Raw genomic sequence first — 19,220 nt, forward strand, 5'->3', positions numbered from 1 at the left:
GATGATCGGCACCAAGGCACCCGCCGCGACCGTCCCCAAGGGTGATCCGCACGTCCAGGACCTCGAAGTCGTACCTCTCCGCAACTACGGCCGCTGGATCGCCGCCGTCGCGTCGCTGCTGGCCCTCGTCGGACTGATCGGCTCCCTCGCCAAGAACGACAACCTGCGCTGGGACGTCGTCGGCACGTATCTCTTCGCCGATCTCATCTTCGACGGACTTGCCACCACCCTCTGGCTGACCGCCGCCGCCATGGCCCTCGGCCTGGCCCTCGGAACGCTGATCGCCGTCATGAGGCTGTCCACCAGCCCCGTGCTCCACGGCCTCGCCACCGCGTTCGTCTGGGTCTTCCGCGGCACCCCGCTGCTCGTACAGATCATCTTCTGGGGTTACGCGGCAGCCCTCTACCAGTACGTGAAGATCGGCGTCCCGTTCACCGACATCACGTTCTTCCAGGCGGAGACCAACTCCCTCCTCACCCCCGCGATCGCGGCCCTGCTCGCCCTGGGCCTCAACGAGGCCGCCTACGCCTCGGAGATCGTCCGCGCCGGCATCCAGTCCGTCGACCCCGGCCAGACCGAGGCCGCGCACTCGCTCGGCATGCGCCCCGCACTCACCATGCGACGGATCGTCCTGCCCCAGGCCATGCGCGTCATCATCCCGCCGATGGGCAACGAGACCATCAACATGCTCAAGATGACCGCCCTCGTCTCGGTCATCTCCGCCCACGACCTGATGTCGAACATCCAGGACGTCTACGCCCAGAACTACCAGGTCATCCCCATGCTGGTCGTCGCCAGCCTCTGGTACCTCGCCCTCGTGACCCTGCTCAGCGTCCCCCAGGCATGGCTGGAGCGACGCTACGGCCGGGGCACCACAGGGGCGGGGCAGGTCTCTCCGCTGCGGCGCATGCTCGGCGGAGCCGTCGAGCGGATCGGCAAGAACGGCAAGGAGGAGAGCCGATGAGCACTCCCATGGTGCGCGCCCAAGGCGTGCGCAAGCACTTCGGCAGGCTGGAGGTGCTCAAGGGCATCGACCTCACCGTGGAACGCGGCCAGGTCTGCTGTCTCCTGGGCCCCTCCGGATCCGGCAAGTCCACCTTCCTCCGGTGCATCAACCACCTGGAGAAGGTCGACGGCGGCAAGCTCACCGTCGACGGGGAACTGGTCGGGTACCGGCAGCACGGCAACAGGCTGCACGAACTGCGCGAGCGCGAAGTCGCCGAACACCGCCGGGACATCGGCATGGTCTTCCAGCGGTTCAACCTCTTCCCGCACATGACGGCCCTGGAGAACGTCATGGAGGCCCCCGTCAGGGTCGGCACCGTCGCCAAGAGCGCCGCCCGCGAGCACGCGCAGAGCCTCCTCGAACAGGTCGGCCTGGCGGACAGGGCGCGCCACTATCCCGCTCAGCTGTCCGGCGGACAGCAGCAACGCGTCGCCATCGCCCGCGCGCTCGCCATGAGGCCCAAGCTGATGCTCTTCGACGAGCCGACCTCCGCACTGGACCCCGAGCTCGTCGGTGACGTCCTGGACGTCATGCGGCAGCTCGCCGCCGACGGCATGACCATGGTCGTCGTCACCCACGAGATCGGCTTCGCCCGCGAGGTCGGCGACACCGCCGTCTTCATGGACGAAGGCGTCGTCGTCGAAGCCGGTGACCCCCGTCAGGTACTCGTCGACCCGGAGCAGGACCGCACCCGCGCCTTCCTGTCCAAGGTCCTGTGAGCGCCCCGGTCCGCCGGCAGGAACTGGCCACCGAACTCCTCGACCTGGCCCGCGCCCACCGCTCCCGCTACCTGCGTGATCTCGAGACGCTCGTCTCCATCGACTCCGGGTCCTACAGCGCCGAAGGGGTCGACAAGGTCGCCGACTGGGTGGAGCGGCGCCTGAACCGTCTCGGATTCGACGTCGAACGCGTCAGCTTCCCGCCCGAAGCGGGACACCGGTCAGGCGACGCGCTGATCGGCCGCAAGCGCGGCACGCTCCCCGAATCCCACGGTGGCCGCAGGATCCTTCTCGCGGGCCACATGGACACCGTCTTCGAGGACGGGACCGCCGCCACACGGCCCTTCCGGACGAACGGCTCCCTCGCCCACGGGCCCGGGGTGAGCGACGACAAGGGAGGCCTGCTGGCAGGCCTCACCGCCCTGGAGGTCCTCGCCGAGCACGGCACCGAGGCGTACGACGAGCTGGTCTTCCTCGCCACACCCGACGAGGAGATCGGCTCACCGGCCAGCCGCGGTCTCATCGAGCGCACCGCCCGGGGCACGCACTACGGTCTCGGCCTCGAATGCGCCCGGGAGAACGGTGACGTCGTCATCGCCCGCAAAGGCGTCGCCGACTTCCGCCTCACCGTCACCGGCAGAGCGGCGCACGCCGGCATCGAACCCGAGCGCGGCGCCAACGCCGCCCTCGCGGCCGCGCACCTGATCGTCGCCCTGCAGGCGCTCAACGGCCACTGGGACGACGTCACCCTCAACGTGGGCGTGGTCCGTGCCGGGACGCGCGCCAACATCGTCTGCCCGGAAGCCGAACTGCGCGTCGAGGTGCGAGCGGCCACCACGGCCGACGTCCAGCGCGTCAGGCGGGCCATCCAGGAAGCCGCGGACCACCCCGCGGTGCCCGGCACCGGCGTCGTCGTCGAGCAGCTGGATCTCTGCCCGCCGATGGAGGACACCGCCGCCTCGCGCCGCATGCTCGACAAGGCCCGGCAGGCGGCACGCGCGGTCGGCGTGAAACTCGGCGCCACGGCCACGGGCGGGGTCGGGGACGCCAACCTCATCGCCGGAGCGGGAGTCCCGGTCCTGGACGGCCTGGGGCCCATCGGCGGCGCCGACCACACCCCCCAGGAATGGCTCGACATCTCCAGCGTCCCTCAGCGCGTCGCCGTACTGGCCGCGCTCGTCGCCTCCCTCGGCGACGCCCGAAACCCCTGAACCCCCTTCCGGTCGGCCGAACCCCTGAGGCGTCTCGAACGCCTTGCCCATGGCTCTTCACCCGCCCCGCGGAACCCGTGCCGCATCTGCCCGCGCAGAGCCGGCGCCGGCACGCGGGTGAGGGGCTCGGTCCGTCCGCCATCCGATCCACGGAGGCACTCATGCGCGCATCCTCAGGTCCCGCACGCCGCACTGTTCTCCTGTGCGGCATCACCCTCACCCTCCTCGCCGCGACGCCCGTCGCCCAGGCCGAGCCCGAACGCCCCGGCCGCAGAGCAGGTTCACTCGTCCTGATCGGCGGAGCACTCAAGGAGAGCAACACGGCGGTCTACGGCGAGATCATCCGGCGCGCCGGCGGCCCCGCCGCACGCATCGGAGTCATCACCGCGGCCTCCGTGCCCGAGAGCCAGGACCCCGACGCCGGCGACCCGGAACGGTGCAGCAACTCGGTGTGCAACGGGGCTTACTACGCCGATCTCTTCAAGAGGCACGGCGCGGCCGACGCCGAGTGGGTGCCGCTCGACATCGACCACGTGGCGAACGCCGACTCCGACGCCGTCGTCGCCCAGGTCGAATCCATGACCGGCTTCTTCTTCGGCGGCGGCGACCAGTACCGCTACATCACCACCCTGCTGCGCGGCGACGAGCACGCGGACTCCAGGGTCCTCGCCGCCATCCGTGCCAAGCTCGCTCAGGGAGCGGTGATCTCCGGCTCCTCCGCCGGCGCGCAGATCGCCTCCGGCCGCGACATGGTCAGCGGCGGCGAATCCTACGAAGGCCTGAGGGACGGCAGCGCCCCCGGCTACTTCGACGACCCCACCAGGCTCGGGTACATCCCCCGGGGCGGCTTCGGGTTCCTCCGGTCCGGACTCATCGACACCCACACCGGGGCGTACGGGCGGGAGGGCCGGGCGTACCGCCTGGCCGCCGACACCGGCCACGACCGCGTCTACGCGCTGGAGGAGAACACCGCCCTGGTCGTCGACGACCCCGGCAGTCGGCGCGAGCGGATGACGGTCCTCGGCCCCAACGGCGTCGCCGTCCTGGACCTGCGCGACGCCCGTACCCGCACGGGAGCCGCCGGCTGGAGCATGCGCAAGGCCCGCTACACCTACCTCACCCAGTCGGACCGCTACCACCCGCACACCTGGACGGCCCATCCCGCTCAGGACAAGCGGCGCCTGCGCCCCACGGGCACGACGACTGTCCCCGTCAACAACGACGTCTTCTTCTCCGCCTCCAACCCCGTCGGCACGCCGTACTCCTTCCGCACCACCGCGCGCGCCCTCGCGTCGACCCGGGCACAGAACACCGCGGCCGCCACCACCTTCGAGACCGACCCCCGCTTCACCGTCACCTTCACCAAGGCCGACGGCTTCAGCGCCTGGACGAACGACGGCGCCACCCCGCGTACGCTCGTCGATCTGCAGATCGACATCGCACCACGATGACCACCCGGCCAGGGCCGGCCCCCACGTACCGGCCCTGTCCCGGCCGTCCGCCAGACCGTCGCCACCGTCGCCGAACGCGCGGGCGTCAGCGCTCGAACTCTCCGTCGCCACTCTCGGCGACGACGCCCACCGGCACAGGGAACAGAGCGAGGAGACCGCCCGCCGCACAGGCCGCGTGTGACGTCCGGCGCAGGGCGTCACCCGCGCGGCACCGGCGGGGAGGCGCCCGCGAGCGCCGCCTGCCCGGTCAGAGCAGGCCGGTGCGGCGGGCCACGCTCTCGGCGTGCTTCATCCGTTCGTGCCCCTCGCTTCCGACCCGGTCGAGCACGGCGGCGACCAACGACTCGATGAGAGCCAGCGCAGGCGTGAGACTGTCGTAGGGAGAACCGGACGTCACCTGGGTGATGAGAACGACGTCGGCATGAGCGGCGGCCGGCGAGAGCCACGGGTCGGTGAACACGATGACCTTCCCGCCACGTTCGCGGGCCAACTCGGCGATGACGGTCTTGTCGGCTTCGTAACGCCGGTAGTCGAAAAGCACGGTGACGTCGCGACGAGTGAGCTGGGTGAGGAAGGAAGCCCGTTCCACATCCCTGTCGGGCAGGAAGTCCACTTGATCGCGAAACTGCGTGAGATGCAGGCCCAGGTACTGGGCCAGCAGATGCGTGAACCTGCCGCCTGCCACATGAACCCGGCGCCGCGGATCGCTCAGAAGGTGCACCGCGTCGCTGAACTCCTGCGGAGCGACCTCCTTGAAGGTCTGTGACACGGCCTGCTGCAGGAGCGCCAGGCGCTCTTCGAGCCGAGGGCCGGACGCCTCTTCCGAATGTTCCGGCACGCTGCGTCGCTGAGACGATTCGGCGGTCTCGTACAAGGTGATGGGCGAAGCGGTACGCGCGTCGAGTTCGGAGCGCAGAGCGGCCTGGAGGTCGGGGAAGCCCTTGTAGCCCAGACGGGACGCGCAGCGCAGCACCGTGGGAGCGGAGACCGAAGCACGCTCCGCGATCGTGGCCACGGTCTCGAAGACCGCTGCCGGATACCCGGCCAGCAGGACCCGCGCGACCTTGCGTTCGGCCGGGCTGAGATCTCCCAGCCGGCTGCGGATCTCATCGGCCAGCGTGAGACTCATGCTTTTCCTCCCTGCGGTGGACAGACCGCTGTCGGCTCTCTCCGCCTTCCGTGGTGACGTAGCGCACACCTCAGTTGTGTCGAAGAACCCGGACGTACAGACAAGGCTTTCCCGTCCGCTAAATGTATCGCCTGTTACGTGGAAGGTGCAGGGGCCCGGTACACGTCCCGGCGGCGCCCCTGCCGGCGGGTCTCAGGAGACGTACGTGGTGCCCGTCGTCCAGATGCTGTGGCCGGCGGCCCAGTTCTCGGCGAACCGGCGGGCGGGATGGGACAGGTGCGGTACGAGCTCGTCGAGGTTTCCCTCGGGGCGGCGTCGCGCCCCCAGGAGCAGGGCCATCGACAGAGGGGCCCTGACGTCCTCCGCGAAGGCGTCGTCGAAGATCTCCACCAGGCCCATGCAGAGGTAGAGCAGTCCGGTGAGGTGGACGGGGTCCGTCGGGTGTTCGTCTCCGGCCCGCCCGGCGTACAGCGTGCGGAAGACCCGGTCGCAGCGCGCGGCACCGGTGGCGTCCCAGTAGTCCAGGAAGCGGCTGTCCAGCCGGGGCGCGTCGAGGTTCACCAGGGTGTCCATGGGGTTCCCGAGCACGTGCGTCAAGTCGCCGAGCGCCGTGAGGGCCCGCCGGGACTGCTGGACGTCCGGTTGCGGGGCGCCGAGCACGTCGAAGATCCAGGCGGCGGGGGAGAGGGGACCGAGTCCGTAAGGGATGCCCGCCGTGTCGATCATGACGGACAGGACGTTGCTGTGGGTCGCGTCGGGAGGCCCGGCGGCCTGGCGCGCCTCCGGTCCCGCGAGTGTCCTGATGGTCTCCGTTCCCGTGTAGAGGGCGAGGGCCCAGCCTGCGGCGGAGCGCCGCACCGCACGGCTCGCGATCCGGCGCACGCTCGTCCGGGAGGCGAGGGCCGACCGCACGGGGTCGGCGTGGACCCGGACCTGGCGCTGTGCTTCCGGGTCCCCCGGCAGCCGGTGGGCGTGGGTGACGAGCCACGCCAGCGGGAAGCCGTGCGAGGTCTCCTGGTCCGCCTCCAGGTCCAACCGCTCCTCGGCGACCTCGCGGAACGCGGCCCAGGCCGCCTCCGGGTACGGCCCGGACGGAGACAGGAAGGTCGCCAGCTCGTTCGCGCCGGTGGACAGGTAGCTGTCGACGGCGAGCTTGATGACGAGCCGCATGGTGGGGACGCTGATCTTCACGACGTCGAGCCAGCGGGCCATGAACTCGACCAGCGTGCGCAGTCCGTCGCCCTCGACCGTCCGTCCCCGTTCCAGCAGACGCGTCACGACGCGCGTGCTCCCCCCGGCCCACTTCTCGTCGGCCAGGTTCATGCAGATCTGGGCCAGGATCTCCCACCGGCCGCCCGTCAGTTCGGGCAGGAGGTGGTCCGCCAGCAGTTCGGGCGTGCCGCTGTTCCGCGCCAGGTGCAGGGCGCCGAAGTACTCCTGGAGGCTCTGGTGGGTGAACCCGAAGATGCCGGAACCGTCCAGTTCCCTGCCCAGCTCCGTGAAGATCCAGGCCCGGCCGCGGCACAGGCCGACGAGGTCGTCGGCCAGACGGCGCGCCTCGTCGAGGGAGGGGACGGACTCGTCGGCCATCGCCGCCGTGGCGACCAGCTTCACGTCGGCCTCGGGCATGCCGGCCGACCACTGGGGGTCGGTGAGCGACCGGTAGGCGAGGGCGGCGAGCGTGTACCGCACGGTGTCCAGGTCCGTCCCGCTGTCGACGGGCAGCCCCTGGAAGTTGTCCCAGTCGGTCAGCAGGAGTTCCGCGCACTTCCGGTACAGCTGGGCACGGCTGCGCGGGATGAAGCGGTGCCCGCGGTACAGCACGCAGATGTAGGCCAGGAGAAGCGGGTTGCAGCGGAGGTCCGGGACGCTCGCGCTCTCCCGCATGAACACGTCGGCCACCCGCTCGGGGGCCTCGGGCAGACGGGGCCCCACCGCGAACCACTTCGCGACGTACGCGCGGACCTCGCCGCCGTCCAGGACGAGACCGTCGTCGAACGGGCGGATGCGGTACTCGTGGAAGGTCGCCGCACTGAGTCTCGCGGCGTTGTATCCGACGATGCGGGAGGTGGCGAGGACCCGCGACAGGGGGTAGAGCCGACTCGCGGTCTCGATGATCTCGGACGACCGGCGCCGCAGGCTCTCCGACGGCACCTCGTCCAGACCGTCGAAGAGCAGCAGGGCCGAACCGTCGAGGAGCAACTCCTCCACGAGCCCGTCCGGAACCTTGATCTGGTACCGGTGGGACAACTGCCCCTCGATGACGCCGGTCAGGGAGAAGCCCGCGGTGGTGAAGTCGACCTCTCGCATCACCACGTAGAACGGGACCGCGCGGCCCCGGCGGAACAGCAGCGAAGCCGACAGGGCGCTGCTCGTGGATTTCCCGGCGCCGGGGTCGCCGAGCAGCACCGTCCGGTCGACGGCGTCGAGGAAGCCGGCGAAGGAGACGGTTCCCTCGGCGGACCCGTCGGCCAGGCGGGGTTCGACGAAGATCTCGCTGTAGTGGATGCGGCGCCGGTTTCCCAGGTCGGGCAGCGGGATCTCCTCGTGCAGGGAGAACGCCTCGCGATACCGCCGGGTCCACTCGGCCCGCTCGTCCGCTTTCGGCCTCCCAGGCCGGGACAGCACCGCGAGGTACGCGTCGAGCGAGTCGACGGTCGTCCGCGCCGACGTGATGCTCGCCCAGTCGATGCCGTGCGTGTCGTCCTTCTGCACCGCCCTCAGTCCGCTGACCAACTCCACGCATCTACGGCGCAGATGGGTGAAGAGCAGCTCCGCGTACGTGTTCATGGCGGCGACGTCGGTTTCCGGGAACCGGTCCCTCAGAGCGGTACGCAGCGCCGGCCGCACGGCAGCAGCCGCGCGCGGTCCGCCTTCGACGATCTCGACCGCGACCAGGTGCCGTGCGATCGCCCGCGCCTCCGGGCCTGAGAGGAAGCCGAGCACGGCATCCCGGGACGCGCCGGCGGGCGGCTCCTCCAGCGGACCGGTGGGGACGGCGGAAGATGCCCCAGGCACGTGGATACCCGCCAGCGCCTCGGCGAGACTGCGTCCACCCCGGCCCCGGCGGACGAGCTCGCGCTCCACCCGGCTGATCAGGCGCTCCGCGGCCTCCCCCGCCAGCGGGCCCTCGACTGCTGCCTCGATCCTCACGCGTTCCCCCTCATACCGAGCGCGCTGTGGCACCCGCGCGATTCCCCTGCAGCGTGCGCCGCTCTCATGGCCTTGCGTTCCCTCGTGTCGGAGAGGTTCCGACGTCGACCCGTCAGGTGGGAATCCCGTCCGCTCAGAACCCGATCGGCACCCCCAGGAAGCCCGCCACCGCCTGTGCGGCGCCCGTGGCCAGTACGGGAGGCAGATACGTCCGCGCACCCTGCCAGACCCGCTGGGTGAGACTGCGGACGCGGCCCGGATCGGGCTCCCCGGATGCGAGTTCCGTCCGCAGCGCCTCGGCGTCCATCAGGACCGCCGTCCGGTCCTGCGGCGACAGCTCCGCCGACCGCGCGGCGGCCAGCACCTCGTCGGCGAAGGCGGCCAGCTGCCGGGGGTCGTAACCGAATGTGTTGTGCTGGACGTTGCCCTGGCCCATCTGGGGGGCGCCGCCGTGGACGGTGACGTTCCAGGTGTTCTGGACGTGCGGCCGTGGCTCGTTCGTGTCGGTCATGTCGATCCCGTCGCTTCCTCGGAGTCGTGTCGGTGGTCGGAGAGGTCCCACGATGGAGAGAGGAGGGCGGCGGAGCCGCCGAGGCGGCGGGGTGACCGCCGATGGGGTGCGGGCGGGTGGTTCACAGCAGTCGTTCCAGTGCCAGGAGGGCCATCGGCGTGTCCGAGGACTCCAGGTTCCGCCGGAGGCGTTCGAGGAGATCCCGGACCCGGCTGGCGGTCACCGGACTTCCTTGTCGCGCCGCCCGCTCCAGTTCCCGCGCGTCTTCGGCGATCTCGCGCCGGACGTCCGCAGGGGCGCTGATCGCGCCCGTGGAGGCCATGCCGCGCAGTTCCCGGGCGAACTCCGCGACCCGGAGCGGGTCCTGAGCGTCGTTGTGCTGGACGTTGCCCTGGCCGATCTGGGGAGCGCCGCCATGGACGGTGACGTTCCAGTTCTGTTGGATCCCGCTCGGCTGCCGGCCGGCCAGGTATCCCCTGACGTCGGTCCGGTCCGTCCACCCGCACAGTCGGCCCTGCGGGGTGAGCGTGATCGCCGTCGGCTCACCGTCGAGCCGTTCCACCGTGACCAGCCCTTCCTCCTCCAGGAAGACGACGGCCCTCGTGACCTCCTCACGGGTGAGCACGGTGTCGAGGACCTGGACATGCCCTGACAGGAGGAAGTCCGCCAGCTCCAGGCGGTGTTCGGGAAACGCGTCCGCGCCCGCCGTGACGAGTCCGTTGACCGCCATGTCGTACCGGACGATCGGCCGGTCCCGGTCGCGCAGCAGCCGTTCGGCGTGGACGACACCGGCCGGGGTGATCTGCCACACGCCCTGGTGCGAGCCGCCCAGGGGTCTGATGAGACCCGCCTGACGGAGGTGGGCGGTCACCATACGGAGCCGGGGGACCCCCAACTCCCCCCAGCCTGGCAGTTCCTCGACGGCGAGGTGCTCCATCGGGTCGCTGGGATTCCTCTTGTACATCGCCACGAGCAGCAGGGCGGACGCCCGTTCCGTCTCCACCGTGTGATCGTAGGCCGCCCGTCGTCCGCCGGCCCCGGGGTTCACGGAACGGATGGGAACCCACCGGAACGGTGCCGGACGATCGGGGCGCGTTCATGATCCTGACATGACCCACGGCAGCCGGCCCGGTTCGATGGGGGATACGGGCGGCGACCTGCGGGGTGAGGCTGTCGTCCGGGCTGTAGCGGGTCCCGCGAGCGTGACCCGGGCGAGCGCGTGGCGCCGCGCCCGCCCCTTCGACGCGGAGGCGCGGGCGCGGCACCACGTCAGGGAGTCCGGGCGGACCGGACCGTCAGGAACGCCTGCGACGGGCAGCGAAGAGGAGGCCGCCTCCGAGGGCCAGGACCGCCGCCGCGATACCGAGGGGGACCAGGGGATCGGAGCCGCCGGTCTGCGCGGGAGGACCGCTCCCGCCGTCCGCGGTCCGGCCGGAGCCGCCGTCGTCCTCGGTACCGCCCGGTCCTTCGACGCCGGCGAGGCGTCGGTTCCGCCGGTGCTGGGCGGCGTGCCGGTGTCGCCGGGCTGCCTCTCCTCGGCCTGGGCGTCGCCCTGCCCGTCACCTGAGGTGGGATCGGCGGTGCCGGGCCCGCGCCCTCGCCGCACGCGGGCCCGTCCTCGTGAGCGAGTACACCGCGTCCGTCACCCGCAGCCAAGGCCAGCTGTGCACCAAGCCGGGCCTGCTCTTCCTGCCCGAACACCACGATCTGGACGGACTTCTCCGCCTGGCCGTCACCCAGACCTCTCCCGCGCCGATGCGGGGGCCCTGGATCACCGAGGCCTACCGTACGACCCTCGACGAGCTGGCCACCCACCCCGCCGTCCGGCGGATCGCGGGCGCACCGACCGGCACCCACCGCACCGGACTTCCCACCGAAGGACCCCCGGCGGCGCTCCTCACCGTCACGGCCCACGACCTGCGCGCCCACCCCGAACTCCTCCGGGAATGCTTCGGCCCGGCATCGACCGTCGTCACCTACGCCTCCACCGAGGACCTGCTCACCACGCTCCGGGAACTCCCGGGCAGCCTCACGGCCACGGTGCACGGCCAGGAGGGCGCGGACGAGGAACTGTCCCGCGACATCTCGTCCGTCCTGCGCGCCGGCCGCCTGATCTGGAACGACTGGCCGACAGGAGTGGCGGTCACCCGTGCCATGCACCACGGCGGCCCCTGGCCGGCCACGACCAACCCGCTGCACACCAGCGTGGGCGGCACCGCCGTCGCCCGGTGGCTGCGCCCGATCACGACAGCTCAATGCGCAGTTGTTCCCCGCCTCGGATCACGAAGGCTGAACTCGGTCACGCCGATGGTCGTCGAGCGCTTCTTGGGCGAGTTGGGGGCAGGCGGCAGAGGCGGAGCCAGGAAGCGGGCCGCAGGAGCCGGGCCGCGCGGGCTCCTGGCCGAGCGGGGATGCGCGGACCCCGACCGTCCTGGCCTGCGGCTGCGGACCGTGGCGGAGTGTTTCGCCCATGCCCGGGCCGAGGCGTCGAGCTGCGGCTGGGCGGCACAGAGGTCCAGGTCTGACGACCCGCAGCCGGCCGCGCAGACGCCGGGCGTTCGTCCCGGGCAAGAAGAAGCAGAACGCGATGAAGGCCACCGTCGTTGCCGATGCCCGGGGCCGCACGCTGTGGGCCGATGCCCTGCGAACTGGTCGGATGCCACCGTCGAGCACGCGCTCGCCGACCACAAACGCTGGAAGCAGCTGACCCGCTGGACCCACCGGCGCGAAGTTCTGTCCGACACCAACCGGGCCATCGCCGGCCTCGTCTCCGACCGCAACACCACCACCTGACAAAACCACCAGCTCAGGACCATGCATCTCCAACGTAAACACGCACCAGCTCGTCGGCGCCGGACACTTCCCATGCCTTGCAGGCGTTGTACGGCTCCTGATCCCCGCGTCGGCTCCGGCGCGGGTGTCACGGATCCCGGTGCCCGCCGGGTGGGACTGCCCGGCTCTCGGCGGTGCCGTGTGGACCCGGTGAGGGCTCGCCCGCCGCGAGGTGCTCCAGGACCTCAGCCAGTTCCTGGCAGGCGCGGCGCACCGACCGGCGGGTCGCACGCTGCTCGGTGATGACGGAGGCGAGAAGCAGGGCGGTCAGGGCGGCGGAACCGTTGAACGCCTGGAGCTTGACCATGATCTCGACGTCCGTCAGGTGGAGAAACGCGCCCCGCCCGGAGGTCGCCTCGAAGGTGGCGAGCACGGAGGCGAAGAGCGCGCACAGCATGCTTCCGGCGAGCTGGAAGCGGAGCGCTGCCCAGATCAGCAGGGGGAAGATCAGGAAGAGCATGCTCATCGGGCTGAGGACGGCCAAGGGCATGAGGACCAGGGTCGTCAGCCCCAGAAAGGCAGCCTCCTTCCAGCGCCGTACCCGGAACCGTCCGGCCGGCCCCGCGAGGACGAGCAGGAGCGGGGCGACGAGCAGCACCCCCATCGTGTCGCCCACCCACCAGGCCAGCCAGACGGGCCAGAACTCGCTCTCGTCCAGGGAGCCCTTCGCCACCTGCAGTCCGACCCCCGCGGTCGCACTGATCAGCATGGCGCCGAACCCGCCGAGGAAGACCAGGGAGAGTCCGTCCCGCAGCCGCGCCATGTCGCGCCGGAAGCCCGCCCGTCTCAGCAGCAGGAAGGCGCAGAGCGGCGCCACGGTGTTGCTCACCACGGTGACCACTGTGGTGGGCCCCGGAGCGGTGAGGGAGGCGATGACGAGGAAGGAGCCCAGGGCGATCCCGGGCCAGACCCGCGCGCCGAGCAGCAGCAGGGCGGCGACGGCGACGCCGGTGGGCGGCCAGATGGGGGTGACCACCACGCCTTCGACGACGAGGCGGCCCATCAGACCGAGTCGTCCGGCCGCGTAGTAGCAAACCGCCACGGCCAGCGACATCAGAGCCGCCTCCGTAGTGGACCGGAACTGCCGAGTATCCAACACGTCAGCCATCAGACACCGGCCAGGCCGCCACGACCGGGCAGGGACCCCTGCGTGTCGGGCGCCGCCTTACGGCACAGGCCCGGGCCGGTCCGAGGGGCGACCCGGCTCGAGGCGAGCCCCCTCTCCCCGCTCCTCGGCCGCCGACCGGGCCGGACCGCCGTCATGGCCGACGACCAGGACGGCCGCGTCGTCCTCGTGCCCCACCGTGGCCGCCAGCTTCATGACGGCGGTGGCGAGCGCGTCGACGTCCAGCCCGGCGACGGCGGTGATCCCGGCGAGCCTCGTCACCCGGTCCAGACCCTCGTCGACGTGGAGCGAGGGCCCCTCCACCACCCCGTCGGTCAGGAGGACGAAGACACCGTCGGCGGTGAGCCGGTGGCGCGTGGCCGGGTATTCGACGCCGCGGAGCACACCGAGCGGAGGCCCGCCCTCGCTGTCGTCGATGCCGGAGCGGCCGTCGGTGGTGGCCCAGATGTGGGGGATGTGACCGGCCCGGGCGCACTCCAGGGTGCCGGCAGCGGGGTCGAGCCGCAGGAAGGTGCAGGTGGCGAAGAGGTCGGCGCCCAGAGAGATCAGCAGGTCGTTGGTGCGACCGAGCAGCTCTCCCGGGTCTCCGGTGACGGAGGCCAGCGCGCGCAGTGCCACGCGGACCTGTCCCATGAAGGCGGCGGCCTCGATGTTGTGCCCCTGCACGTCACCGATGGACATGCCGATCTGCCCGCCGGGCAGGGAGAAGGCGTCGTACCAGTCACCGCCGACGTTCAGCCCGTGGTTGGCGGGCTCATAGCGGACGGCCAGCCGGGCGCCCGGAAAACTGGGCAGGTCCGAGGGCAGCATGTCGCGCTGCAGGGCCACGGCGAGCTCGACGCGGGAACGCTGCGTCTCGGCCAGCTCCCGCACCCTGGCGGTCAGCGACCCGAGCCGGACCAGAAGGTCCTCGCTGTTGTCGGCCGGCCGTCTGCGGAACATCGATCACTCCGACGTCACGACAATCCCCGCATCAGTCCGTCACGTCTCCAACACGCGGGACCACAGGGAACCACCTCGGTACGAACAGGTCCTTCCCCACTCTGCCCGGAGGGGACGGCGTCCGCATCTCATCGGCGGAGAACGCGGCGGATCCCAGCGGGGCCACCCCACACCGCCGGAAACGAACAGCGGCTCGGCAAGATCGAGGGCAGCGTCCCGCCCCTGACCTCCGTCCGGACCGGGCAGGCCGGCGCCGCGGACTCGCCGGGCGGTCATCCGCCGCACCCGGCGCCCGGTGCCTGCCTGACCTGGCGGCAAGGCACCGGGCGGCCCCGAGGAAGCCGGGCATGACCACGAACCACACCCTCGTCCCCCGGGCGTGAAGCGTTCTGCGCCGGTCCTCCTCACCGCCGACGCGGCCGTCGGCCTGCTCGGCGCGCTGCCGGGCACGCCGGCCGGTCTTTCGGGCGCCGCTCAGCACACCTTCCGGTAGGGGATGCCGGGCAGGTACGTCCGCCACTCGGCGGGCGAGAGCGTCCCTCCGGCGCGGCGGCACACCTCGGTGACCGCCCGCGCCGGGCCGCGGCGAGGACGGAGCCATCGGGCGAGAAGGCCACGGCGGTGGTCTCCTCCGGTTGGTGAAGTCGGCCAAGCCCATGGGCGACCACATCGGCGACACCCTTCCCAAGGCCGTCAAGCAGATCTCCAAGGACCACAAGAACAACGACCTGGTCCCTCTCTGGGCCACCCCCGGGCTGGCCCTGCCCGCTCCGGACGCGGCCGCCGATGTCGCCACGAGCCTGCGCGACGGCATTCAGGCCGCCATCGAGATCCGCCGCCAGCTCCTCGAGGGAACCCCCGACCTCGCCGCCTTCGAACGCGCGGGCAGCCCCGGGATCGCGGTCAACGCCGACCTGACCCATCCGGGCTCCGTCCGGACCATGGCCGACCTCGTCAGCGCCGCGATCGGACCCGTTGACATCCTGGTCAACAACGCCGGCGCCTACCCCCGCGTCGCCTGGCAGGACACCGACGAGACCGCCTGGAACTACTCCCTCGACGTGGACCTCACCGCCCATTACCGCACCTGCCACGCGCTCACCCCCGGCATGGTCGAACGCCGCTGGGGCCGGATCGTGAACATCGGCAGCGTCAACGCCCGCGCCGGCCGCACGAACCTCGTCGCCTACAGCACCGCGAAGGCCGGGCTGCTGGGCCTGACCCGCTCTCTCGCCCGGGAACTGGGCCCTTACGGGATCTGCGTCAACACGGTCCTGCCCGGAGCCATCCAGGTCGAGGCAGAGAATCCCCCCGCCAGGCACCGTGCGCGGCCGGAGGACCAGATCAAGCGTCAGTGCGTCCCGCGCCGTGGCCGGCCCGAGGACGTCGCAGCCTTGGTGGCGTTCCTCGTGGGACCCTCCGCCTCGTTCATCACGGGGCATTCCGTCCACGTCGACGGCGGCCGGCTGCTCCACTGAGACCGTCAACAAGCAAGGAGACGAACCGAAATGATCGAACGAGTCCGCGCCGTCCTCGTCACCGCCGACGACACGATGCTGGTCATCCGCCGAACCAAGCCTGGCATCCCCGAGTACTGGGTGCTGCCCGGCGGCGGCGTCGAGCCCAGTGACGAGTCCCGGGAAGCCGCCCTCCACCGGGAGATCCATGAGGAGATCGCGGGAAAGGCCGACATCATCCGCCTCCTCCACACGATGGAGACCGACGACGAGCGCCAGCTCTTCTACCTCGCCCGCATCGCGACCTGGTCCTTCGACGACCGCACCGGCCCCGAATTCAGCGCCGAAGGCCGCGGCGAGTACGCGCTGGAGGAGGTCCCACTGACCCTGGAGGGGCTCGACGGCATCGACCTCAAGCCCGAGGAGATCGCCCACGTGCTGAGGGGAGCCATCGGCGCCGGAAGCCTCGGAGCCGAGGCGTCGCTCTGAGCCGGCGTGTACGTCGTCCTGCCGCAGGGACCGGCTCTGAGATGAGCCGGTCCCTGCAGCCTTCCGAGGTCAGCGCGGGGCGCCCGGACGCGGCTCCTCGTCCTGCCCCGGCAGCAGCCGCAGGGCGAGGACCGAGCCGTCGGAGTGGACGGAGACGGGGCCGCCCCAGTCCTTGTCGAAGGTGAGGCGGGGGCGGACGTGGCGGCTCGCGTGGACGAGGGCGCGGTACTCCTCGACGTCACCCCGGGCGAGCAGACGGAAGACCTCCGCGTCCACGCCGGAGAACGCCTTGACGCGAGGGCCGTTCAGACGGAAGACGTGGTCGGTGCCGACGTACTCGTTGCCGAAAAGGGTGTGGGCGGCGTCCTGGATGCTCATGCTGGCCGCGTGCTCGAGGCCGGTGAACCGTTTGCGGCCCTGCCGGTCGGTCAGGTGCCGGGCGGTGGCGTGGCCGGATCCCGTGAAGGCCATGAGCCCGGCCGCCGTGGTGTGGGCCAGTGACTCCTGGAACCAGGCGTAGTCCTTCGCCTGCACGTGGCAGCCCCGTACGGGTTCCGGTGCCACCAGGCCCTCGGTCGGCGAGTGGATGTCAGGCATCACGTTCGACTGGAACGGTGGGGCGTTCAGGTTCGGCTCACGGCCTTCCGCCGGGGACAGCCGACCTCCGCTGCCGAGTGCCTGGAGGGCGTTTACGGTCATCGTGCCGCCGTCCGTCGGGAGCTGCGTGCTGAACAGCAGGCTGGGGGTCTCGTTCCAGGCGCCGATGTGGACCGCTTCGGCGTGGGCCGAGGCGGAGGCCAACTGCTCGGCGGAGGTGGCGGCGTCGCTGTGGTTGCCCTTGCATGCGAGGGGGATGACGAGGGACGGCTCTTCCGGCCGCCAGACCTCGGCAAAGTACTGGGGGCGGTAGCGGTATTTCACCTTCTCGCCCTTGTCCCTGGTGGTGAGGGCCCACCCCGCGCGTAACGCCGTGTCGGCGGGGACGATCGTCACCGCGTGGTCGGGGAAGCGGCTGCCCAGCATGTGCTCGGCGAGCGTGAGCGCGAAACCGATGCCGAGCTCGCCGGACTGCAGCGACTTGTAGTGGTCCGCGATGCTGTGGCCTTCGTCGGTGAGGCCGAGGAAGGAGTCGCGACCGCCGGCCAGGGCCTGGGTGTACTTGAGCGCGCCCCAGTGCTCCGCCAGCCCCCGGCCCGCACCGCGCCACGACAGGGCGGTGGCCCGGGCGAGGGAGTGGAGAACGTCCCAGAGAGTCACTTCGAACTGCCGGGGCAGCTCCGTCTGCGGGATCGGGGCGAGGTCGGGCTTCCGGCGGAGCGGCTCGTCCTCGTTCTCCTTCCGCTTCTCGTCGTCCGCAGCGATGGCGGCCTTCACCTTGCCGACGAGCGTGTCGTCGGAGTGGACGGAGATGTTCGATGGCTGGGTCAGGTTCTGGAGCACTTCCTCGGTCGGCTTCAACAGCTCTCCTTCACGGTGTGCGCGGGCGGTTCGCCATCGGGCTGGACCGTACGGAGAGGAGGAGAGGCGCACGCAAGTGCGCAGGGGCGCGTGACCTGGACCTTGGCCTGAGCGGGCTGGTGTCGACGCCTGGTTCGCGAGCTCCGCGCTGCCGAGAGGCCTCCCATATGCCTGATGGCTCATCAGGTAAGGCAGCATTCGGTCAGCATGAGTCCCCGAGCGTTCCGGGGCAGTGGTTCCCAACCGGTGCCGGTGCCTAGGGAAAGCCCAGGTAGAAAGCCGTCCAGCCCGACCCGAGCGATGTTCCTCACAAACATCGAACGGGGGTCTCGGTGTAAACTCGGGACCGCCCTTGACCTGCAGAAAGCAGGCAGGGAGCCGTCTTCGAGGAGTCCACAGTGCTGCGCACTCTGTTCAAGTCCAAGATCTGACTATTTGGCGTCGCCGCAGGTCAGGGCATCATGTGCCCCCCTCAGGTCAGCAAAAGGTCAGCATGCGTCCGCATGGTGTCCCCGTTTGCTGACCTTCGACCTACAGTGCGGCGCCTGAGCATGATTCTTGGGCTGGAACGGATGGTTCGCGACATGGCCCGACAGCTCGCCCGCGGCATGGGGTCCTTCTTCAAGGACTGCGGCTGCGCCAAGCCCACCCGCTGCCCTCACCCGTACTCGATCCGTTTCCGCGACGCGCTCGGTAGGCAGCGCGAGGAATCCGGATACGACACGCAGGACGACGCGATCGAACGCCTCACGCAGCTCTACGCGGAGAAGAAGACCACGGCACCCTCCGTTGCGGCGGCCCGCCGCGAGCTGGGTCAGCAGACGGTCGAGGAGTACGCGAAGCAGTGGCGGCCCCGGCAGCGCAGGATGACGGACTACTCCACCGGCTGGCACGTGGACAGCTCGATCAACGTGCACATCGTTCCGCGTCTGGGAGCGCGGAAGCTGAACTCGGTGACGCCGATGGTGGTGGAGCGGTTTCTGGACGGGATGGAGGGCGATGGGGTCGGCCGGGGTAACCAGGTGAACATCTTCCGGGTCCTGAAGACCATTCTGCGGGACGCGTATGCCAAGGGGGCGATGGCGGACGACCCGGTGAAGGGCGTCCAGGAACCGGAGTACGTGCGCGCGCAGGTGGCGATCCCGTCCCTCGCCTACGTGAAGCATGCGCTGCTGGTCGCCGACGAGGACCTCGCGCTGGAGATCGTCATGATGGCGGGATGCGGTCTGCGTAACGGTGAGGCGCGGGCGGTGAACGTCGACAACGTCGTGGCTCGGGACGTGTACCGGGTGCGGGAGCAGATTCATTCCAACACGCTGAGGCCGGCGAAGCTGAAGCACCGCAGGGTGGGGGAGTTCCGGGAGGTGCCGCTGCCGCGGTCGGTCCGGGAGGCGATCGAGCGGTACGCGGAGAAGCACGGCACCACGAGGGACGGCTATCTGCTGCGTGGGCCGGGCGGCCATTTCACCGAGGGCATGGAGCGGCGCCGGGTGAGGAGGCTCTTCACGAACCTCCCGCCGGAGGAGGGGGTGGGGATGTACGGCTTCCGGCACTACTTCGCCTCGAACGCGCTCGGGAACGGGATCCCCATCACCGATGTGGCGGAATGGATGGGCCACAAGTCCATCGAGGAGACGTACCGCACCTACCGGCACCTGATGCCGGGCAGTATCACCAAGGCCGCCCGGATCCTGGACGCCGGCCTATGGGAAGCGGCCTGACTTCCGGTTTTGAGA

Annotated in this window: 14 protein-coding genes and 2 pseudogenes; 8 read left to right on the forward strand and 8 right to left on the reverse strand. The window is 70.7% G+C overall.

Annotation, left to right across the window (positions count from 1 at the left end; all coding sequences use genetic code 11):
- Position 1 precedes the first annotated feature (1 nt).
- The 4 genes from ACIA8N_RS13540 (at position 2) to ACIA8N_RS13555 (ending at position 4,387) form a co-directional block, all read left to right on the forward strand.
- Entirely contained in the window at positions 2–964 is a 963-nt protein-coding gene (locus ACIA8N_RS13540; protein ID WP_365781075.1) for an amino acid ABC transporter permease, read from the forward strand.
- Positions 961–1,725 (forward strand): amino acid ABC transporter ATP-binding protein, encoded by a 765-nt coding sequence (locus ACIA8N_RS13545; RefSeq protein ID WP_399416304.1) that lies wholly within the window; start codon positions 961–963, stop codon positions 1,723–1,725. The genes ACIA8N_RS13540 and ACIA8N_RS13545 overlap by 4 nt, the downstream gene beginning before the upstream one ends.
- Positions 1,722–2,936, forward strand: a complete 1,215-nt coding sequence (locus tag ACIA8N_RS13550) for a M20 family metallopeptidase (protein WP_365781074.1) — start codon at positions 1,722–1,724, stop codon at positions 2,934–2,936. The genes ACIA8N_RS13545 and ACIA8N_RS13550 overlap by 4 nt, the downstream gene beginning before the upstream one ends.
- Before the next feature lie 161 nt (positions 2,937–3,097).
- Entirely contained in the window at positions 3,098–4,387 is a 1,290-nt protein-coding gene (locus tag ACIA8N_RS13555) for a cyanophycinase (protein ID WP_365781073.1), read from the forward strand.
- Between the two features lie 247 nt (positions 4,388–4,634).
- Here ACIA8N_RS13555 and ACIA8N_RS13560 read toward each other — a convergent pair whose 3' ends face one another.
- The 5 genes and pseudogenes from ACIA8N_RS13560 to ACIA8N_RS13580 all read right to left on the reverse strand — a co-directional run.
- A complete protein-coding gene (locus ACIA8N_RS13560; protein ID WP_365781072.1) occupies positions 4,635–5,516 on the reverse strand; it encodes a MurR/RpiR family transcriptional regulator in 882 nt (293 codons plus the stop codon).
- Positions 5,517–5,708: 192 nt separating this feature from the next.
- Positions 5,709–8,669 carry a hypothetical protein gene (locus ACIA8N_RS13565; protein WP_365781071.1) on the reverse strand — a complete coding sequence of 987 codons (2,961 nt, stop codon included), beginning with the start codon at positions 8,667–8,669 and terminating at the stop codon, positions 5,709–5,711.
- 133 nt (positions 8,670–8,802) lie between these two features.
- Positions 8,803–9,180 carry a hypothetical protein gene (locus tag ACIA8N_RS13570; protein ID WP_365781070.1) on the reverse strand — a complete coding sequence of 126 codons (378 nt, stop codon included), beginning with the start codon at positions 9,178–9,180 and terminating at the stop codon, positions 8,803–8,805.
- 121 nt (positions 9,181–9,301) lie between these two features.
- Entirely contained in the window at positions 9,302–10,183 is an 882-nt protein-coding gene (locus ACIA8N_RS13575) for a hypothetical protein (protein ID WP_365781069.1), read from the reverse strand.
- Between the two features lie 292 nt (positions 10,184–10,475).
- Positions 10,476–10,565 (reverse strand): annotated as a pseudogene (locus tag ACIA8N_RS13580) (LPXTG cell wall anchor domain-containing protein); the annotation flags it as partial.
- A 1,003-nt stretch (positions 10,566–11,568) separates the two neighbouring features.
- On the opposite strand from ACIA8N_RS13580, the pseudogene ACIA8N_RS13585 reads away from it, so the two are divergent.
- Positions 11,569–11,973 (forward strand): annotated as a pseudogene (locus ACIA8N_RS13585) (transposase family protein); the annotation flags it as partial.
- A 127-nt stretch (positions 11,974–12,100) separates the two neighbouring features.
- On the opposite strand, the gene ACIA8N_RS13590 reads toward ACIA8N_RS13585, so the two are convergent.
- On the reverse strand, positions 12,101–13,120 hold the full coding sequence (locus ACIA8N_RS13590) for an MASE1 domain-containing protein (protein WP_399416307.1): 1,020 nt from the start codon (positions 13,118–13,120) through the stop codon (positions 12,101–12,103).
- Between the two features lie 57 nt (positions 13,121–13,177).
- Positions 13,178–14,080 carry a PP2C family protein-serine/threonine phosphatase gene (locus ACIA8N_RS13595; protein WP_365781067.1) on the reverse strand — a complete coding sequence of 301 codons (903 nt, stop codon included), beginning with the start codon at positions 14,078–14,080 and terminating at the stop codon, positions 13,178–13,180.
- Between the two features lie 638 nt (positions 14,081–14,718).
- Here ACIA8N_RS13595 and ACIA8N_RS13600 point away from each other — a divergent pair.
- Both ACIA8N_RS13600 and ACIA8N_RS13605 read left to right on the forward strand, forming a co-directional pair.
- Positions 14,719–15,558, forward strand: coding sequence for an SDR family NAD(P)-dependent oxidoreductase (locus tag ACIA8N_RS13600; RefSeq protein ID WP_365781066.1), 840 nt, complete (start codon positions 14,719–14,721; stop codon positions 15,556–15,558).
- A gap of 30 nt (positions 15,559–15,588) precedes the next feature.
- On the forward strand, positions 15,589–16,026 hold the full coding sequence (locus tag ACIA8N_RS13605; RefSeq protein ID WP_365781065.1) for an NUDIX domain-containing protein: 438 nt from the start codon (positions 15,589–15,591) through the stop codon (positions 16,024–16,026).
- A gap of 69 nt (positions 16,027–16,095) precedes the next feature.
- On the opposite strand, the gene ACIA8N_RS13610 is transcribed toward ACIA8N_RS13605, so the two are convergent.
- On the reverse strand, positions 16,096–17,484 hold the full coding sequence (locus tag ACIA8N_RS13610; RefSeq protein ID WP_365781064.1) for a hypothetical protein: 1,389 nt from the start codon (positions 17,482–17,484) through the stop codon (positions 16,096–16,098).
- Positions 17,485–18,068: 584 nt separating this feature from the next.
- On the opposite strand from ACIA8N_RS13610, the gene ACIA8N_RS13615 reads away from it, so the two are divergent.
- On the forward strand, positions 18,069–19,205 hold the full coding sequence (locus ACIA8N_RS13615) for a site-specific integrase (RefSeq protein WP_365781063.1): 1,137 nt from the start codon (positions 18,069–18,071) through the stop codon (positions 19,203–19,205).
- Positions 19,206–19,220 lie beyond the last annotated feature (15 nt).

Source organism: Streptomyces sp. NPDC051822 (genome assembly GCF_044452745.1).
GTDB lineage: Bacteria > Actinomycetota > Actinomycetes > Streptomycetales > Streptomycetaceae > Streptomyces.

Coding starts and splice junctions, on each gene's coding strand:
- ACIA8N_RS13540 (WP_365781075.1), top strand. CDS start 2: ATGATCGGCACCAAGGCACCCGCCGCGACCGTCCCCAAGGGTGATCCG.
- ACIA8N_RS13545 (WP_399416304.1), top strand. CDS start 961: ATGAGCACTCCCATGGTGCGCGCCCAAGGCGTGCGCAAGCACTTCGGC.
- ACIA8N_RS13555 (WP_365781073.1), top strand. CDS start 3,098: ATGCGCGCATCCTCAGGTCCCGCACGCCGCACTGTTCTCCTGTGCGGC.
- ACIA8N_RS13560 (WP_365781072.1), bottom strand. CDS start 5,516: ATGAGTCTCACGCTGGCCGATGAGATCCGCAGCCGGCTGGGAGATCTC.
- ACIA8N_RS13570 (WP_365781070.1), bottom strand. CDS start 9,180: ATGACCGACACGAACGAGCCACGGCCGCACGTCCAGAACACCTGGAAC.
- ACIA8N_RS13590 (WP_399416307.1), bottom strand. CDS start 13,120: ATGGCTGACGTGTTGGATACTCGGCAGTTCCGGTCCACTACGGAGGCG.
- ACIA8N_RS13595 (WP_365781067.1), bottom strand. CDS start 14,080: ATGTTCCGCAGACGGCCGGCCGACAACAGCGAGGACCTTCTGGTCCGG.
- ACIA8N_RS13605 (WP_365781065.1), top strand. CDS start 15,589: ATGATCGAACGAGTCCGCGCCGTCCTCGTCACCGCCGACGACACGATG.
- ACIA8N_RS13615 (WP_365781063.1), top strand. CDS start 18,069: ATGGCCCGACAGCTCGCCCGCGGCATGGGGTCCTTCTTCAAGGACTGC.